This is a genomic window from Terasakiella sediminum, assembly GCF_033100395.1.
In the GTDB taxonomy this organism is placed as follows: domain Bacteria; phylum Pseudomonadota; class Alphaproteobacteria; order Rhodospirillales; family Terasakiellaceae; genus Terasakiella.
Map to the genome: position 1 here is coordinate 32,283 of NZ_JAWLVJ010000005.1, position 19,294 is coordinate 51,576.

Consider the following 19,294-nt stretch of genomic DNA (forward strand, 5'->3'; position numbering starts at 1 on the left):
AAAGTGACTCTACAAGAAGAAAAACAAGCTGTTTTAAGCGGTCTTCCCGTTGCAGCGCCTTTGCCTAAAGACGTGAGTGTGTCGTTTGAATTTTTCCCGCCAAAAACGGAAAAGATGGAAGAAACCCTGTGGTCATCCCTAAAACGCCTGGAGCCACTGAACCCGAGCTTTGTCTCTGTAACCTATGGTGCCGGCGGGACAACGCGTGAACGCACGCACAACACGGTTGTTGATATTCAAAAAGAAACAACCATGTCTGCTGCGGCTCATTTAACATGTGTGGGTTCCAGCAAGGCAGAGATTGACGAGATCGCGGACCGTTACTGGGAAGAAGGCATCCGTCATATCGTTGCTTTACGTGGCGACCCTGAAGAGGGGTATTCTGAATATAAGCCACATCCGGAAGGCTATGCCTATGCGGTTGATCTGGTCGAAGGTCTGAAAAAGCGTCATGACTTTGAAATCAGCGTGGCGGGTTATCCTGAAACCCACCCGGATGCGCCAAGTGCTCAGTTTGATATCGACTATCTGAAAAAGAAAGTTGATGCAGGGGCGAACCGCGTGATCACGCAGTATTTCTTTGAAGCCGAAACCTTCCTGCGCTATCGCGACAAGGCAGCTGCTGCTGGCGTGACCGTGCCGATCGTGCCGGGCATTCTGCCTGTAACCAATTTCAAGCAGGTTTTGAAATTCTCTGATGCCTGTAACACGAATGTTCCCGCCTGGATGGCAGACCTGTTTAATGGTCTGGATGACGAACCGGAAACCCGCAAACTGGTTGCGGCCACCGTGGCGTCTGAACTGTGCCGTGTGTTGCATGCCAATGGGGTCAATGACTTCCACTTCTATACGCTTAACCGTGCAGACCTTACTTATGCGTTCTGCCACATTCTTGGTGTTCGCCCGAAAGGAAACCAATCATGACAACCCGTGAAGAACGTCTGGCTTACTTAGAAGCCGAATCCAAAAAACGTATCATCATTTTGGATGGTGCCATGGGGACGATGATTCAGCGTTATAACCTGGAAGAATCCGATTATCGCGGTGATCGTTTTGCTGACTGGCAGCTGGATGTGAAAGGCAACAACGATCTGTTGTCCATCACCAAGCCGGAAGTGATTAAAGAGATCCATAAGGAATATCTGGAAGCAGGCGCAGACATTCTGGGCACCAACACTTTTTCATCTACCACAATCGCGCAAGCTGATTACGAGATGGAAGAACTGGCCTATGAAATGAACGTTGAAAGTGCGCGCATTGCCCGTGAAGTGGCTGATGAGATGACGGCCAAGACACCGGATCGTCCGCGTCTTGTGGCAGGGGCCATGGGCCCGACCAACCGGACTTGTTCTATCAGTCCTGATGTGAATGACCCGGGTTTTCGTAACGTTTCCTTTGATGACTTGCGCATCGCTTATAAAGCAGCGGCCAAAGGTCTGCTGGAAGGCGGATCAGACATTCTGATCGTGGAAACCATCTTTGATACGCTGAACGCCAAGGCAGCTTTGTTTGCGATTGAAGAACTGTTTGATGAACAGGGCTTTTCTGTGCCGATCATGATTTCAGGGACGCTGACCGATGCCTCTGGTCGGACACTTTCCGGTCAAACGGCTGAAGCTTTCTGGAATTCCGTTCGTCACGTAAAACCATTTTCTGTTGGTCTGAACTGCGCGTTGGGTGCTGACCTGATGCGTCCGCACATTGCGGCACTTTCCGGTGTGGCTGAAGTACGTGTCTCAACCTATCCAAACGCTGGTCTGCCAAACGAAATGGGCGGTTATGACGAAACGCCTGAAGATATGGGCGCGGCTTTACGAGAATGGGCGGAAAGTGGCCTGATCAATATCGTTGGCGGTTGCTGTGGTACGTCCCCTGCGCATATCAAAATCATTGCTGATAGCGTGTCTGATGTAACCCCACGTAACGTACCGGAACTGGATGTGCAGATGCGCCTGTCCGGTCTTGAGCCCTTTAATGTAGCTTCATGATTCCTGTCATTCCCGCGAAAGCGGGAACCTAGGGAAACAGTAAAACTGGGTCCCCGCTTTCGCGGGGATGACAATTGGAAAAGAGATTTAAAGTTATGACGACTCAACAAGCGACTTTTATTAATATCGGCGAGCGCACAAACGTTGCGGGTTCAGCCAAATTTAAACGCCTGATCGCCAATGAAGAATATGACGAAGCCTTAAGCGTTGCCCTGCAACAGGTAGAAAATGGCGCCAACATTATCGATATCAACATGGATGATGCCATGATCGATAGTGAGAAAGCTATGGTGCGTTTCTTGAATTTGATTGCGGCAGAACCGGATATTGCCCGCGTTCCTGTAATGATCGACTCATCCAAATGGTCGGTGATCGAGGCGGGTCTGCAATGTGTGCAGGGTAAGGCGGTTGTGAACTCCATTTCCCTGAAAGAGGGTAAAGAAGAGTTTGTGGAGCATGCCAAGAAAATCAAACGTTATGGCGCAGCTGTTGTCGTCATGGCCTTTGATGAAAAAGGTCAGGCTGATACCAAAGATCGCAAGGTCGAGATTTGTAAGAATTCTTATGACATTTTGGTCAATGAAGTGGGTTTCCCGCCGGAAGACATCATTTTTGACCCGAACATCTTTGCTGTAGCAACCGGGATTGAAGAACATAACAACTATGCGGTAGATTTCATCGAAGCCGCGCGCATCATCCGTGATGAATGTCCGCACTGTCATATTTCTGGCGGCCTGTCGAACGTTTCCTTCTCGTTCCGGGGCAACAACCCTGTGCGTGAAGCCATGCACTCTGTTTTCCTTTATCACGCCATTCAGGCAGGGATGGACATGGGCATCGTAAACCCGGCCCAGCTGGAAGTTTATGATGAAATCCCGGCGGAATTGCGAGAACGCGTAGAAGACGTGATCCTGAACCGTCGCGATGATGCAACCGACCGTTTGCTGGAAGTCGCCGATGAATATAAAGGCAAGGGTGGGTCCAAAGCAGCTGCAACTGATTTGTCCTGGCGTGAAAAGCCGGTGGCAGAACGTCTGTCCTTTGCGTTGGTGAAAGGGATCGACCAGTTTATTACCGAAGATACCGAAGAAGCCCGCCAGCAGTTTGATGAACCGATCGAGGTGATCGAAGGTCCGCTGATGGACGGAATGAACGTGGTGGGTGACCTGTTTGGCGCGGGTAAAATGTTCCTGCCGCAGGTTGTGAAATCTGCCCGTGTGATGAAAAAGGCCGTGGCTTACCTGATGCCCTTTATCGAAGAAGGTAAAGAAGCCGGTTCCGAAAGCGCTGGTAAAGTGCTGATGGCAACCGTTAAAGGCGACGTGCATGATATCGGTAAGAATATCGTGAGCGTTGTTCTGCAATGTAATAACTTCGAAGTCATCGATATGGGCGTTATGGTCCCGACCCAGGATATCCTGGATGCGGCCAATGAAAATAACGTGGATATCATCGGTCTGTCAGGACTGATCACACCGTCCCTGGAAGAAATGGTCAATGTCGCCAAGGAAATGAAACGCCTTGAAATGGACATTCCATTGCTGGTCGGTGGGGCGACAACGTCCAAGGTTCACACAGCTGTGAAAATCGATCCGAACTATCAACATCCGACCATTCACGTGCTGGATGCTTCACGTGCGGTTGGGGTCTGTTCAAACCTGCTGTCCAAGACCAAACGTCCGGCCTTTGAAGCAGAAATCGCAGCGGACTATCAAAAGGTCCGTGAAGCACGCGCGAAAAAGCAGAACAAGGGCAACACCATGACCATCGCAGAAGCCCGTGCGGCCAAACAGCCGATCGACTGGGATGGGTTCAAGGCGGTGAAACCTGCGTTCTTAGGGACCAAGACATTCGATAACTATCCACTGGAAGACCTGGTGGATCGGATCGATTGGACACCTTTCTTCCGTACATGGGAATTGGCGGGGACCTACCCGAAAATCCTGAATGATGAGGTTGTGGGTGAAACGGCAACCAACCTGTTCAAGGATGCCAAAGAGATGCTGAACGATATCATTACTGAAAAATGGCTGACAGCCAAGGCCGTCATCGGCTTCTGGCCAGCCAATGCCACAGATGATGACAGCATCCGCCTGTTCAAGGATGAAGATCGCAAAGAAGATCTTGCGGCTTTCCACATGGTGCGCCAGCAAATCCCGAAAGCTGAAGGCCGTTATGACAACTGTCTGGCCGATTATGTCGCACCATCTGGTGAAGACTATATGGGCGGCTTTGCGGTTACAACGGGTCATGGCATTGACGTTAAGCTGGAAGAGTTTGAAGCTGCACACGATGATTATCGCTCCATTCTGCTGAAAGCCTTGGCGGACCGTCTGGCGGAAGCTTTTGCGGAACATATGCATGAACGTGTGCGCAAGGAATTCTGGGGCTATGCATCTGATGAAAATCTGGATAATGAAGCCTTGATCAAAGAACAGTATCAAGGCATCCGCCCGGCCCCGGGCTATCCGGCATGTCCCGAACATTCAGAAAAAGAAACACTGTTTGATCTGCTGGATGCGACAAATCAGGCGGGGATTGAGCTTACCCACGGTTATGCTATGACCCCGACCGCTGCGGTCAGTGGCTTCTATTTCTCACATCCGGAAGCGAAATATTTCGGTGTGGGACGCGTGGAAAAAGACCAGGTAGAAGATTACGCTCGTCGTAAATCCATCAGTGTGGCAGAAGCTGAAAAACTTCTGTCGCCTGTCCTGGGATATGATGCTTAAATCTCTGGCCTTTATATTTTTCTTCAAGGAAAGGGCTCCTCGTCAGGGGAGCCCTTTTTGTATGACAACCCATCACCATGGTTTAAATTTTGACTCACCATAAACTCTATGAGAGTATTTTTCTCTTGAGGGTAGGTGTTATATCTTTAAGTTGATTTAAAGAAGAGGGTCATCAGATGAATGGAAAAATGAGAAGGGTCACATGCATTCTGGGTGCGTTTGCTGTGGTGGTGGCGTTGAGTGCGTGTAGCTCGACTAAAGACTATTCGGACACGGTCAAAGGGTTAAAGAGTGCATTCGATAGTTCATATCAATCATTTGAACGTATCGAAGAGCAGGTGCGCGCTGGCAGCAACAGGGAACTTGCAGAAACGATTGTTGATCGGAAGTTGACCGTTGCGGCTGTTCGCAAAACGTGTCGCCTGAGAAGTGATCGTTGTAAGTTGACTGTTTCCGGTGGAAACCTTGCAGGCATTCCGACAAGTTTACCCATTAAACACACGCTGGGCAACAGCACCAAGGCGATGAACTCACTGAAGAAATATGTGAGTTTGCTTCAAAAAATCGCGACAGTAGATTCAGCGGGGCAAATTGAAAAACATACAAATGATGCGTTTGCCAGTATCAAAAATATCAATGCAGATTTCTCCAAGATCAAGGCTCTTAAGACAAAGGTAGATATCGCCTCTGCATATGCGAAACCTGTTCAGGATCTGGTCAATTGGATTGTTGCTGAATATGTTAAGAAAGTGAAGCATGACGCGTTGGCAAAAGTAACGGCGAAGGCACAGCCAACAATCAAAGAAATCGGTGTGATACTTCAAGGAATTGAAAATACGGCAGTTTATGATGCAAAAGTCGAAGCTGAGAAGCTCTTCAAGAAAGCGCAAGATGATTATGATGATGCCGAAAACCGTGGCGTCACGGCTGATGATGTCGATGCTTTCGTCAAAGCCAGTATAAAATTTGATGCAGCTTTAAGTGTGAAAGAAGTGACATCATTCAAGGCCTTTGTGGATGCACATACCAAACTTAAAGAACTTCTGAACAATGAAGGTGAAGTCAAGTTCTCTGACGTCTGGAAGTCGATTAAGGAGATGAAGGACAAAGCTGAAGAATTCAAGAAACTGATTGAAGCTTTTAAAAGCAATTAAGACTGGGAGAGTGAGATATGCCAACAGCTGAAGAAATTGAAAAAACGTTTGAACAGGCACGAGATGCTCTGGAAGACCTGGATGAAGCACTCTTTGACGAGAGACTGGACATCAAACATGCCTCGACACTTGAAAATCGCACAGATGTACAGAAGAAAAGGCTGAAAGAGATCAGTGAACAACGCAAGCTTCTGAGCGAAGCAAAATCTGACCTGTCCCTTAAGACATTCCGCGCATTTGACAATGTCAGTAATCTTCCCGGGTTAATTGAGGAACTTGAAGAGAACAGCAAGCAAATCAAAAAGGATCTGGCTGGTTTGACTGAAAAAGTCGAATATGCGGAAAAAATCGCCAAGGTGCTGAAAGGTATTGCGAAGGCTGTGTCAGCGGTAACGTCCTTGGTGACGTGATTGATCCGAAAGTTTAATGAGATTTAGGGAGAGACCGCTGGGCCTCTCCCTCTTTTTCTGGCTGGTATCTTCAGATTAAGGCTGACATCCACAAACAGACATCTCATCCCAGACGGTGGTGGTCCAGTTGCCGTTCCATGTCAGGTTATAGCCGCCGCAGGTTTTGTTACAAGCTGCTGGGGCTTGTGCATTACTGCTGATCGGGCCAGCCTGAATATCGACCGCTTTGCCCTGTCCTGTTTGAATGTCAAAGAAGATGTGGCTGAGATTGCCGGAAGTGATGTTGTTGTTCGCCTTGGCACTCGTTCCCATATAGTTGTGACAACCGAAGCAGTTGGAGATGAATTTGGCGTTTAAATCCACATTCTGATAGGTGGTTTCTGCAATGGGGTTTGCCAGACGCAGTGAGCCGCGCTGGTTGCCAATGTCGGAATTTTGTGTTGTATCACTGACCCAGAGGGCGCCCAGGATGAAATAGTCTTTCAGTTTTTGCATGCCAGGACCAGCCTTGGCGAGCAGGGCCTTGACCTGTTGGTTTGTGGTATCAATGTCTGCATTGTTCTCATCCGCATTTGGATCACCCGCAGCCGTTCCATTTGGATACTGACGACAGATTTCACTGGGGATAATCGGGTTTTTGTTTTTGTCCATTGTCTCGTTAAATGGACAGGCTGACGTCAGAGACTTGAACCCGCCAGGCAGCGTTTTGGCGCATGTCTGGCTGGTGAATGACCAGGCTTTGTCTGTTGTTTCTGAACAGTTCGGCGCGTTGTTGTCATGCTCAAACGATGCCCAGACGAATTCGGGATGATCTTTGGTGGCAATGGCAATATGCATGCCGATCAACCCCAAAGTCTTGCCTTTCAGCTCCCCGCTTGTTGGTGTCTGTGTCAGGAAGCTGCCGGATGCGATTTCATCCTTGGTCAGCGTCTTCCAGCCGAACTTCAGCTCTGTTGTGCCAGCTGGGAAATTGCTAATTCCTTGTTTTGCCTGTTCAACGGCAGAGCCAGACAAGTTACACATGGCACGGTTGAAACGCATATCATAATGAACGATTTGTTTTTGTTGATCATAGATGGTACCGCCACCGCCAGCTTGTTCTGTGGTGAAGTGGTGTTTGTCCAGAGATGAGCGAAATGTCTGATTATCGACGATATTGTCGCAGGAATTGGCGGGTGATCCATCGGCCTTGAATTCCACCAGCGGATAGTTGGCGTCAACCTGGAACTGGCGAATATCACTATTTTTTGCGACAGGCGACATCAGATAGAGATAGGCCTGCCAGGAAAATTGATAGAAATCACAGAAATTGGAGCTTCCGTCTGGATTGCTTTTTGCAACTTCGCTTGGCATGGAAGGTGAGTTGACCCAGGCCGGGTCGATACCGCAAACGGTGTCGTTTGTATATGGTTTTGCGTATGATTGTGTGAAAAATGCCGCGCTCACCAGAAAGGCGAGGGCAAGACAGGCCTTTAGATAAAACTTCATGCTTATTCCCCGTTAATTAAGCTTTGCTGTTTTTCCTGGCGGGATTTTATTTTGCTGAATTTTGTCAGGATACAATATGGGGGATATTGAAAATTTTCAATGTATAATTGTAAAAAATACGACTTTTCAATTTAATGAAAATCTGCGATTGAGCTGGAAAAATGATTCTAAATAAAAGGTTTACAGTTTAACAGTTGCAACGACCTGATTGCCTTTGCCGATATAAATCAGGTCATCAAAGGACATGGATTTGGCAACGGCAATGCCGCGCCCGTGAGGGTCGAATAGGCGACACGGGTCAATTTCCATATAGTTTTCACAATCAAACCCGTCGCCTTGATCAATGATGGTCATGACGATTTTATCGGCAGATTGTACCAGTTCAATTTCCACGGTTTTGTTCTGATTTTCCGGCAAAGCAAGGCGGAAATCAATTTCGCTTTTCCACTTGTCTTCCATGATCAACTGGCTTTTGCCATCATAAGTGATGCCCAGGTTGCCATGTTCAATGGCGTTGGTCAGCAATTCATGAATGCCCACTGTGACCCGGTCCGGGTCGGGATAAGCGGTTGCCAGAAGGCCTGTCAGCAGGTTCATTTCGGATAGCGTGCGGATGCGAAATGTCGCGCGTTCAACAAAGCGCAGGCCAGATTTCAGGGACTGACGTTCTTTTTCAATTTCCTGAAAGCGTAGCTTATATTCCATGGCCGATTGCACAACGGCCTGCAGCAGTTTTTGCTCCGTTGATTTTTCCAGGAAATAATAAGCACCGGAGGCCAGAGCTTCAGTAATGATATTTGTGTCATTGTCGCTGGTTTGCAGAATAACTGGCAGGTGGCGAAACTTATCGGCTGCCTTGATGGTGCGCAGGCAGTCCAGCCCGGACATGCCATCCGGTTTGCTGAGATCCAACAGAATAACGTCATATTCTCTTGAATTGTCATTCAGCGCTTTTAACGCCCCTTCGCCGGAATCATGAATATCCAGCGCAAAGCCCTGCCCATCAAGTTGATGAGACAGCTGATCGCGCGCGCCCGCGTCGTCATCTGCGATCAATAAGCGAATGGCTGAGCTGGTCATTAATTTCCGTATCCTGTCCAAAAAACTGGCGTATTCTAGTCATTATTCAGAAAGGCGTAAAGCGATTAACCGCATCTGTCCGGTTGCAGCCCCGGGAAGCGTTTGCCGGAAAAGGCACAACGGTTATTCCCTTTCCGTCCTCCAATGGCGCGGCAGAAGTCACGCTGGCTGGCCCCTTTTAACTGAATACCGGCAATCTTGTTTTCTTCATTGAACGCCAGGTTCAACAGCCAGAGGGTGGGGTCATTTTCCATCTTCAACAGGGTTGCGCGATGGTTACCGACCTGGCCCTGCCCCCGGCTGTAACAGCCATAGGCCTGCACGGGCAGCATCATCATATATTCAGCGGCCTCTTCCCCGCTTAAGGTCGGGGCGACCACATCTTCAGTACTGTCAATCAGCTGATCCGGATTGGCAGAAAACAACAGGCGGGCCTGATCGCGCACAACAACGGTGCTGTCCATCAACGTGGTCATACGTTGTTGATTGGAATCTTTGGTGTTTTTTAACAGTGTTGCGATCTTGCTCAGCGTCTTGTTCATGGCGTTTTGGGCTGTTCTGCCCGCACGCCCTGTTTTGGCGGCAGGTAGACTAAAGCCAGCTTCGGTTAAAAGGGCAGCGATGTCTTCGCCGGTACATTGGGCGATATAATCGACATTTTGGGCAAATAAGGCGTGGGGCTGCAACATACGCCATAAGACCATGGCACTGTCACGCGCTGACAGCCCCAGTCGTTCCTGCAACGCGCCTTGGATGGCCTGGCAGGTCGAGGCAAGGGCTTCGGATGGCACACTCCAGAACCCGCTTTCCAGATCGCCAAGGGCCATGCGGGCGGACTGATCGCCGATCTTAAAGGTTAAAAGGTCGTTATAGGCATCCGGCACATTGTGATGCAGGGGCAGCACGCTGGTTTTGCCTTCAACAGATAAAATGCTTGTCAGGTTGGTTTCCCCTGTTTTCCCCAACAAATTGATCGCACTGCCAAAACTTTCCAGATAGGAAATATTGAATTGCGCAATATCTTTCAGGTTGGCTTCTTCCACAAGTGCAATGCGTTGGGAAAAATCGTCGGCCAAGGCGGCAATGGCATCGGCGCGTTCATTGGAATAAAGCGCATGTTTGGTGTGATAGGATTGGATCAACTTGCCCGCATCTGTTGCCAGATCATCCATGATCTCTTTTAACAGGACCATTTCCATATTCACGCTCAAGGGCGCACGCCGCGCAACAAAATAGGGGGTCAAGGGACCTTTGGCCTGAAAGGTGGTTTTCCAGTCAGCAGCCTCTTTTTCAAAGATGAAAAGCGGGATGGGCGGGAATTTCAGGTTGTCACCGTTTTGCACGTGGGCCAGGACCACAACGCTTTTGGTATCATCTGAGGCAATATCGCTGATAAAGCCTGTGACTGAACTGCCCGCTGTTTCATGATTGGCAATCAGGTTGATGTAATCGGTATTGCTGGTCAGGGGGGATGCGTCAATATCAATGGCCGCGATGCGCTTGGTGATCTTGTCATATGCAGTTGTCGGGTTGAACAGGATTTTCACAGGTTCCTGTACTTTGGGTTTGGGTTCTTCCTTGCAGGCGTTAAGCGTGGTCATCAGTAACCCGCAAACCAAAGCAGTAGCGATAAATTTAAAGCGCATCTGTTTTTAACCCTCTTCCTGCTAAATCCCCTGAGCCTATGGAAGGCCCTGATTTCTTCTTATTGACCTGAGTTGTGAGACAGCCTATCACGACTTTTTGGAAGTGTTGAGCGAAGAGTTGATAAAATGAGTCATATTCACACCCATAATGAAACCGTCCTGCCGGAATGGATCGATTACAACGGTCATATGAATGTGGCGTACTATGTTTTGGCCTTTGATCACGCAACTGACGCCGTTTTTGAAAAAATTGGCATAGATGCCTCTTATCGCGATGGGGAAGAGAAATCGGTTTTTGTGGTCGAATCGCATGTGACTTATGAGGATGAAGTCTGTGAAGGAGAGGCTTTAACAATTTTTTCTTATGTAATCGGCTATGATTCTAAACGCATTCAGCTGTTTCATGAAATGTATGCCAAAGATGGCACAAAGAAATGTGCGAGCAATGAAATTATGGCTTTACATGTGGACTTAAAAACACGAAAAACGGCGGAATTATCGGAAAAATTCAAAGACTTGCTTGAGGGGTTGAAAATGCGTTCCCACGAAGGGGAAGCCCCGAACGGGCTGGGACGTCAGATCAAATCTCTGGAGCACAAGGCAAAAAAATAAAAGATAATTACATTTTTTCCTTGGACTAATCCAAAGGATGATTATTCTAAAGTATAGTTTCTTTGGAATGATAATAAAAAAACGGAGAACTAGGGACTTGGAATATACCGAAAACGCAGATCAGGCACTTGGTTATGCACGTCTGGCTATTGAGAAAATGGGCGAGATCGGAATACCTGCGAACCCCCATAATTTTACCATCTGGTTTCATTATTATGCGGGGACATACCCGGATCTGAAGCGCACGCTTGATATTCTGATTGCCAATCAGCAGGCATTCACCGAAACACGCAATTCCGAGATTTTCCAGAAATTCTTTACCCTGGATCAGGAAAGCGCGACCCTGCATGACGCCACCACCCGTGTGGAAGGCGAGCTGGGGCGTCTGGTGTCCACCATTGGCAAGGCCGATGACGGCTTTGCGCATTTGGACAGGGCCTTGACTTCTGCCAAAGACCAATTGGCGGGCGTTGACGAAAAAGAGGCTGTGGTGGAAATCGCAACCTCGCTGAGTGAGAATATCGCAAGTGTTCTGTCGGAAAACGGTCAGCTTGAAAAGAAACTCAAACAGTCAGCAGATGAAATTTCTGGCCTGAAAGAAGACCTGGAACGCATGCGCCGCGAAGCCATGACCGATGGGCTGACAGGCATTGCAAATCGCAAGCTGTTTGATCTGGAATTGCGCAAGTCTTCCATGAATGCCATGGCGAACGGGGAAGACCTGTCTTTGTTGATGCTGGATGTGGACCACTTTGCCCGCTTTAACGATCATTTCGGTCATCAGGTTGGTGATCAGGTTCTGAAGCTGGTGGCTGTCACCATCAGCGAATGTATCAAGGGTCAGGATACAGCGGCGCGCTTTGGCGGGGATGAATTTGCTATTATCTTGCCGCGCACCAATCTTGAAAATGCCATGAGCCTTGCAAAACACATCTGCAAGCGGGTCAGTTCCAAGAATATCGTCAACCGGGCAACCGGGGAACGGCTTGGTAAAGTGACCTTGTCTGGCGGGGCATCCCTGTTTGAATATGGCGAACCGGTCAGCCAGTTGCTGGTGCGTTCAACAGAAGCGTTGGGCCATGCGGTTAAATCCGGTCGCAACCAGGTTCTGTCCCAACAGGATTTGCAAGGCTCTGTTGCCTAAAATATACCTGTCGTTAACATTTCTGGTGCACAATCAGGATAGCCGAATTCTCAGGAAGGATATCTGACGTGCCACAGGGGCGAAACAGACCCAGTCCATTTATCATGTTTATGCGCAAGCTGGTGAATAATGACCAGCTTGTGATTACCTTGTTGGCGGTGATCCTCGGCGCGATTGTTGGCACACTTGCGATCCTGTTTGTTGAGAAAATTGATTTCTTTCAGCATCTGTTGCTGGGTGTCAGTGGCGCCTGGATTTCTGATCATATCGACGCTTTGCCGACCTGGCGCGTCCTGCTGGTGCCGACCCTTGGTGGTTTGGTGGTGGGGCTGTTCCTTTACTATCTGATGCCAGATGGCAAACCCAAAGGTCCGGCTGACGTGATTGAGGCTTGTGAATTGAATGGCGGTCGCATGTCGCCCAAAGAAGGTGTTCTGGCTGTGATTGCCAGTGCCTTTTCCATCGGGGCTGGTGCTTCTGTCGGACGTGAAGGGCCAGCGGTACATATGGGTGCATCCTTTGCTGCCTGGGTGTCAGACAAGCTGCAATTGTCCCGGTCCAATGCGCGTGTGTTGCTGGGCTGTGGCGTGGCGGCGGCTGTTTCAGCCTCGTTCAACGCGCCCATTGCAGGGGCCCTTTTTGCGCAGGAAGTGATTTTAAGCCATTACGCACTAAAAGCTTTTGCCCCTGTCGTCATTGCCAGTGTCTCTGGCACGGTTGTGGCCCATCAGGTGGTGGGAAATGTAAAAGGCTTTGAACTGGAAGCCTATAGTCTGGGATCATACCTTGAATTTCCGGCTTTTGTCGCCCTTGGCATTACCTGCGGCTTTATCGCCATTTCTTTTGTCTGGAGCATTCTGAAGCTTCAGAAGCAAACCGCCAAATTACCCGGCCCGGTCTGGATCAGGCCGGGGGTCGCAGGCTTTCTGGTGGGTGTCATTGCGCTTTGGTATCCCGAAGTTCTGGGTGTGGGGTATGAGGCCACCGACAATGCGCTCAAAGGTCAGTTGGCGCTGACTATGCTGATCGGGATATTTGTTTTTAAGTATATCGCTACTGTGATTTCGCTCGGTTTTGGATTTTCAGGCGGTGTTTTCAGCCCGGGCCTTGTGATCGGGGCTATGTGGGGCGGTGCGTTTGGGGTGCTTGCCAGCAGTCTCTTTCCCGATCTGTCATCGGGCGTGAGTGCATATTCTTTGATCGGGATGGCATCCGTGGCAGCAGCCGTTCTTGGCGCGCCGATTTCAACCACCCTGATCGTGTTTGAACTGACGGGCGATTATTCCATGACCATTGCGGTGATGTGCGGCTGTGTCATGGCGACCTTGGTCAATGACCAGATGGGTAAACAGTCTTTCTTCCTGGAACAACTAAAGGCTCGTGGGATTGATTTGGTCGGGAGTTTCAGCAGTGTGGTCCTGCAGGGGATCAAGGTTGATCATATATTAAAGCGCGAAGGGGCTTACATCAGTGTGGATGCGTCTTTGCGGGTCGTCAGAAAAGAATTGCTGCGCGCCGCAGGTGGTGTGGTTTTCGTGATTTCTCATGACCGAAGGCTCTATGGTGTGATCACTTGGGAAAGTCTGCCGGAAGATATTTTTGACGGGAATCTGGACAAGTTGATTATTGCGGGTGACCTGGCAGACCGTCGTCCACCCGTGCTTCAGACCAAGGATAATTTGGATATCGCAAAAGCGGTTTTTGAAGAGTCGGGTTACCAACAACTGCCTGTTGTCAGTACTGACAAGGACCGGGCTTATCTTGGCTGCGTGGACGAACGCGAGGTCATGGTTGCTTATAATGATGCCTTGTTGCGCAAACGTCGACAGGAACAGGGAACCGTGTAATTCCGGCTGTAGATTTTTTAAATCTTTTCATGGTATAAAGTTGCAACGAAAAAACTTATAGGTTGCTCTCGCATGGCGGATAAAGAAACGGCGACACTTGCACAGAAGAATACAGATGGCGCAACTGGCAGGACAGTATCAAAATGCCCTGCCACGACACAAATGAAAAAAAGCATTTCCTTTGAAGCCCATCGGCGCACGGTGAAATACATTTTCACGGTGACCCTTACTATTTCCATCATTACCGGGTTGGTGCTGATCTATTCTCAGATCACTGAACATGATTTGGTTTCGACCATGAGTGTGGCGATTTTGGCCGGGGTTTTGGGCAGCATGCTCAGTAGCCTGAATCGAGTTTATAATTTTGAATATAACGATAATTCCATTGATGCGCTGAATGTCTTGAGTGCGGATAAGACCTATTTGATCCTCTATGCCTTGGTCCCGCCGTTGGTTGGGGCGATATCTGCTGGTTTGTTATACTTGATGTTTGCAGCCGGGCTTATTCAAGGTGATATCTTCCCAATTTTCTCTTGTGAGTTGGGACCAGGGAAATGTGATGAGTTTCAAACATTCCTGTCTTCCTGGAATCCCAAGGATGCAAACGATTACGCAAAGATGATCTTTTGGGGTGCGGTCGCTGGCTTTAGTGAACGTATGGTGCCAAACCTGATTGGCAAAATGGCATCCAAGGTAGAAGATACAACATCGCCTGACCCGAATGTGGATGATAAGGATAAGGCAAAACAGCCTGCATAAATAAATTTTCGTTCTCCCTTTGTTTCTGTTAAAGGCGGTGGTATAACATCGCCTATGAACGATCCATTTGAATTTAGCGATGATGCTTACGACCCTCAGCCAGCCCCAGCGGTTCAGGGTCCGGCCCCTTATGTCACTGATCTGAACCCTGAACAGCGTATGGCAGTGGAAGTCACCGACGGTCCTGTGCTTGTGTTGGCAGGTGCCGGGACCGGGAAAACCCGCGTGCTGACCACACGACTGGCCCATATTATGGATCAAAATCTGGCCTATGCGGGTGAGATCATGGCCGTGACCTTTACCAACAAGGCCGCGCTGGAAATGAAAGAACGGGTGGCTGCCATTCTGGGCCGTCCTGTTGAAGGCTGGTGGCTGGGCACCTTCCACGCACTCGCCGCCCGTATCGTTCGCGCCCATGCCGAAGTTGTGGACCTGCAATCCAATTTCACCATCATTGATACCGATGACCAGATTCGTTTGCTGAAACAGATCATGGAAGCGGAATTTATTGATGAGAAAAAGAACCCGGCACGCAATCTGATGGGCGTGATCCAACGCTGGAAAGATCGCGGCCTGACGCCGGAAAAAGTATCGCCCAGCGAGGGGGCGGCCTATGCCGATGGATCAGCCAGCAAGATTTACAAACTCTATCAGGAACGCCTGAAATTCAACAACGCCTGTGACTTTGGCGATCTTCTGTTACATGTGCTGACAATTTTTGCAGAACAGCCACAAATTTTGGAACAGTATCAACGCCGTTTCCGTTACATCCTGGTGGATGAATATCAGGATACCAACGTGTCGCAATATCTCTGGCTACGACTGCTTGCCAAACAGCATAAGAATATTTGTTGTGTGGGCGATGATGACCAATCCATCTATTCCTGGCGGGGCGCAGAAGTTGCCAATATTCTGAAATTTGAAAAAGACTTTCCCGGTGCGAAAGTCATTCGTCTTGAACGTAATTATCGTTCGACCGAGCATATTCTGGGCGCGGCCTCTGGTCTGATTTCTTATAACGAAGATCGTCTGGGCAAAACCTTGCAGCCACAGATCAAGGAAGATGCCATCAAGGTTCGTGTGGAAAGCCTGTGGGACGGGGAAAGTGAAGCCCGTTTCGTTGGTGATGAAGTGGAAAATCTGCAACGAAAAGGCATCAATCTGGATGAAATCGCGATTCTGGTGCGCGCAGGTTTCCAGACCCGGGAATTTGAAGAACGCATGATCACCCTTGGCATGCCCTATAAGGTTGTCGGCGGACTTCGGTTCTATGAACGCGAAGAAATCCGCGATGCGATTGCTTATCTGCGCGTTGTTAATCAACCCAGTGACAGTCTGGCGCTGGAACGCATCATCAATAAGCCACGTCGCGGCTTTGGCCCCAAGGTTATGAGCACGATCCATGAGTTTTCCCGCAAAACCGGACAGCCGCTTTATAATTCTATCTGCGCCTTGATCGAAACTGATGAAATCGCACCAAAGGCACGGGGTGCTTTACGTGAACTGGTGGAATATTTCGAACTCTGGCGATCTTTAAAAGATGGGCTGGAACCGGATGATCTGGTCGGCCAGATTATGGATGAGTCCGGGTATATGGACTGGCGTGTGACTGAAGCCAAGAAGGGCAAGGACGTTAAAGCGCAGGGCCGTGTGGACAACCTGAAAGAATTGGTGTCCGGCCTGAAAGAGTTTGAAAGCCTGGCTGAATTTTTGGAACATGTTTCATTGGTGATGGACGTGAAAGACAATGCCGATGATCCCAAGGTTACGATCATGACCTTGCATGCCGCCAAGGGGCTGGAATTCGATAATGTGTTCCTGCCGGGCTGGGAAGAAGGAACTTTTCCCAATCAGCGTGCGCTGGATGAGTCCGGCAATACCGCGCTGGAAGAAGAACGCCGTCTCGGGTATGTCGGGATCACGCGGGCGCGCAAACGTTCCATCATTTCCTATGCATTGCGACGCCGGGTCTTTGGGCAATATAATGATATGCTGCCGTCGCGTTTCATCGATGAATTGCCGGACATGCATGTGGAAAAAGGCGGCGAGACGGGGACACCCAGTGGCGATTATGGCGGTGGAAATTACGGCTATTCCGGTTTCAGCAATAATGATGCACAGCGTTTTACCTATCGCGGTAAACGCGAAACCCGTGCTGAAAAGCTTATTACCATTGATGCCTATGACGTCAAAGTGTCTGATGCAGCGGAAGGTGGTTTTAAGAAAGGCGATCATGTCCATCACGGGAAATTCGGCAATGGTGTCATCTTGAATGTAGATGGCAACAAGCTGGATATTGCCTTTGCCAAAGGCGGACGTAAAAAGGTCATGGATAGCTTTGTCGAAAAAATTTAAGGCCCAGGCCTATTTAGTCACCAGATAGGGTGTTGGGTGGCGTGCTTGTTTGTCTGGTGATAGAAAACTGTGACTTTCTTAACGGACGATAAATGCGTAGGGTTCGTAGATTAGGCGTTCGTTTATTTTTTGGGTCGGAAGGGAAATATGTTTTTTCGTGCGCTTACTATCATCAGTCTGATCCTATCGGCTGTCCCCTCTAAGGGGGATGCTTTTGATCTGGAAGGCTGGACCGTAAACCTTGCCACCGAAAATGACATGTTCGGTTCTGACAATGATCGCCATTTCACTCATGGCACACGCCTGTCTGCTGCCCCACCGGAAGGGGAAGTTGCTGATTGGATGCGTGAGGGCGCAACTTATTTTCCGCTTTTTTCCGATCAGGGAAAGCTGCGCGCAAGTTATGCGCTGGGGCAAAATCTTTATACGCCCGCTGATATTTCGATCACCGATCCGACGCAAATGGACCGCCCTTATGCAGGCTGGCTCTATGGCAGTTTTGGCCTTGTTTCGGATTTAGGGGACCGGATCGACACGCTGGAACTGACGCTTGGCGTCGTCGGGCCGGCAGCCCTTGGTAAACAGACCCAGAAATGGGTGCATAAGATTGTCGACAGTCCGGACCCCAAAGGTTGGGAACATCAGCTGAAGAATGAACCGGGCGTGGTCTTGACGTATGAACGCAAAGTACGACGGTTTCTGACCATTGATACTGGGCTTTATGATCTTGAAATTGATGCGACCCCCCATGCGGGCCTGAGCCTTGGCAATGTTTTTACCCATGGCGAGGCCGGGGCGATGTTTCGACTGGGCTGGGATCTGGACAAAGACCGCGGTGGCCCTCCGCGCATTCGCCCGAGCTTGCCGGGCAGTGATTATTATTCAAAAACCAAAGGCTTTGGCTGGTATATTTTTGCCGGAACGGTAGGCCGTGTTGTCGGGCGCAATATCTTTTTGGACGGCAATAGCTTTACCAACAGCCATGATGCTGATAAAAACCGTTTTGTTGCAGACGCCCAAATCGGGATCGCCCTGCGATATAATGATGTGCGTCTGGCGTATACCCAGATCATCAGAACAAAAGAATTCAAAGACCAACAACAGCCGGACAGATATGGGGCCATCACGCTTTCCTATCAGTTTTAAGGCTTGAAGGAGCAATAGACCATGTCCGATATCCTGTGGCGCATTGATCTGTCTGTAACACCAGAACTGGCAGACGCTTATGAATTTGCATTGGAAGATTTTGTGGGTGCGGTGACACAGTATCTGGATGATGATGAACGCGCCCAGCGTCTGGAAGCTTACAGTGAGATTAAACCGGATGAAGCCGCGCTTACAGCTGCTGTCAAAGCGGTTGCGGATCGTTCTGGCGTCGATATGCCGGATTTGAAAATCACGGAAGTGGAAAATAAAGACTGGCTGGCTGAATATGCCCGCAAGTATCCACCGCTGCAAATCGGTCGCTACTTTATCTATGGCTCCCATTTCGATGGGCCCATGCCTGCAGGGAAAATTGCCCTGAAGGTAGAAGCCGCAACAGCGTTCGGCACGGGCGAACATGCCTCTACCAACGGGTGCCTGCAGGCTTTGAATAAACTGTCCAAACGTTATCGCTTTAATCGCCCACTGGATATGGGCTGTGGGTCTGCGATCCTCGCCATGGCAATCGCCAAGACCTGGAGTGCCTCTGTCGTTGCCAGTGACATTGATGCGCAATCCGTTGATGTGGCGCGTTTCAATGCAGAAGTAAACGGGGTTGGAAGTTATATTCTGCCCGTCTGCGGTGATGGATACGGCACACCGTCTGTGTCACGCAACGGCCCTTATGATTTGATCATGGCGAACATCCTGGCCCGGCCGCTGTCTGCGATGGCGAAAGATTTGGCGAAGAACCTGCAGCCGGGTGGCTTTGCCGTGCTGGCCGGTTTCCTGGAACGTGACGCCAACTGGGTCTTTGCCGCGCATCGCTGTCATGGTTTGAAACTGGTTGAACGCATCAAGGTTGATGGCTGGCAGACGTTGGTTTTGCGTAAGCGGTAATTGTCCCCCGGCGCAAGGCCGGGGTCTCTTGAAGGT

At 49.5% G+C, this 19,294-nt stretch carries 15 protein-coding genes; 12 read left to right on the plus strand and 3 right to left on the minus strand.

Going from position 1 to position 19,294, the window contains the following annotated elements:
* Positions 1-3: 3 nt before the first annotated feature.
* The 5 genes from metF to RYZ26_RS04995 all read left to right on the plus strand — a co-directional run bounded on the left by metF (position 4) and on the right by RYZ26_RS04995 (position 6,284).
* Positions 4-924: a methylenetetrahydrofolate reductase gene (gene metF / locus RYZ26_RS04975; RefSeq protein ID WP_317682058.1), complete on the plus strand. Its 921-nt coding sequence runs from the start codon at positions 4-6 to the stop codon at positions 922-924.
* Positions 921-1,988 (plus strand): homocysteine S-methyltransferase family protein, encoded by a 1,068-nt coding sequence (locus RYZ26_RS04980; RefSeq protein ID WP_317682059.1) that lies wholly within the window; start codon positions 921-923, stop codon positions 1,986-1,988. The genes metF and RYZ26_RS04980 overlap by 4 nt, the downstream gene beginning before the upstream one ends.
* Before the next feature lie 95 nt (positions 1,989-2,083).
* Positions 2,084-4,720: a methionine synthase gene (gene metH / locus RYZ26_RS04985; RefSeq protein WP_317682060.1), complete on the plus strand. Its 2,637-nt coding sequence runs from the start codon at positions 2,084-2,086 to the stop codon at positions 4,718-4,720.
* 176 nt (positions 4,721-4,896) lie between these two features.
* Complete coding sequence (locus RYZ26_RS04990) at positions 4,897-5,874, plus strand: hypothetical protein (RefSeq protein ID WP_317682061.1); 978 nt, start codon at positions 4,897-4,899, stop codon at positions 5,872-5,874.
* Between the two features lie 17 nt (positions 5,875-5,891).
* Positions 5,892-6,284 (plus strand): hypothetical protein, encoded by a 393-nt coding sequence (locus RYZ26_RS04995; RefSeq protein ID WP_317682062.1) that lies wholly within the window; start codon positions 5,892-5,894, stop codon positions 6,282-6,284.
* A 75-nt stretch (positions 6,285-6,359) separates the two neighbouring features.
* Here RYZ26_RS04995 and RYZ26_RS05000 read toward each other — a convergent pair whose 3' ends face one another.
* The 3 genes from RYZ26_RS05000 to RYZ26_RS05010 all read right to left on the minus strand — a co-directional run bounded on the left by RYZ26_RS05000 (position 6,360) and on the right by RYZ26_RS05010 (position 10,498).
* Complete coding sequence (locus RYZ26_RS05000; RefSeq protein WP_317682063.1) at positions 6,360-7,772, minus strand: mannan-binding lectin; 1,413 nt, start codon at positions 7,770-7,772, stop codon at positions 6,360-6,362.
* A gap of 180 nt (positions 7,773-7,952) precedes the next feature.
* Positions 7,953-8,852, minus strand: a complete 900-nt coding sequence (locus RYZ26_RS05005; RefSeq protein ID WP_317682064.1) for a response regulator — start codon at positions 8,850-8,852, stop codon at positions 7,953-7,955.
* A 65-nt stretch (positions 8,853-8,917) separates the two neighbouring features.
* Positions 8,918-10,498 (minus strand): hypothetical protein, encoded by a 1,581-nt coding sequence (locus RYZ26_RS05010; RefSeq protein ID WP_317682065.1) that lies wholly within the window; start codon positions 10,496-10,498, stop codon positions 8,918-8,920.
* A gap of 126 nt (positions 10,499-10,624) precedes the next feature.
* Between RYZ26_RS05010 and RYZ26_RS05015 the strand changes: the two genes are divergently transcribed.
* The 7 genes from RYZ26_RS05015 to RYZ26_RS05045 all read left to right on the plus strand — a co-directional run bounded on the left by RYZ26_RS05015 (position 10,625) and on the right by RYZ26_RS05045 (position 19,258).
* Positions 10,625-11,110 (plus strand): thioesterase family protein, encoded by a 486-nt coding sequence (locus tag RYZ26_RS05015; protein WP_317682066.1) that lies wholly within the window; start codon positions 10,625-10,627, stop codon positions 11,108-11,110.
* 97 nt (positions 11,111-11,207) lie between these two features.
* A complete protein-coding gene (locus RYZ26_RS05020) occupies positions 11,208-12,254 on the plus strand; it encodes a GGDEF domain-containing protein (protein ID WP_317682067.1) in 1,047 nt (348 codons plus the stop codon).
* Between the two features lie 68 nt (positions 12,255-12,322).
* Entirely contained in the window at positions 12,323-14,101 is a 1,779-nt protein-coding gene (locus RYZ26_RS05025; protein WP_317682068.1) for a chloride channel protein, read from the plus strand.
* Positions 14,102-14,173: 72 nt separating this feature from the next.
* Entirely contained in the window at positions 14,174-14,860 is a 687-nt protein-coding gene (locus RYZ26_RS05030) for a hypothetical protein (RefSeq protein ID WP_317682069.1), read from the plus strand.
* A gap of 54 nt (positions 14,861-14,914) precedes the next feature.
* A complete protein-coding gene (locus RYZ26_RS05035; protein WP_317682070.1) occupies positions 14,915-17,215 on the plus strand; it encodes an ATP-dependent helicase in 2,301 nt (766 codons plus the stop codon).
* A 147-nt stretch (positions 17,216-17,362) separates the two neighbouring features.
* Positions 17,363-18,361, plus strand: a complete 999-nt coding sequence (locus RYZ26_RS05040; protein WP_317682071.1) for a lipid A deacylase LpxR family protein — start codon at positions 17,363-17,365, stop codon at positions 18,359-18,361.
* Positions 18,362-18,382: 21 nt separating this feature from the next.
* Positions 18,383-19,258: a 50S ribosomal protein L11 methyltransferase gene (locus RYZ26_RS05045; RefSeq protein WP_317682072.1), complete on the plus strand. Its 876-nt coding sequence runs from the start codon at positions 18,383-18,385 to the stop codon at positions 19,256-19,258.
* Positions 19,259-19,294 lie beyond the last annotated feature (36 nt).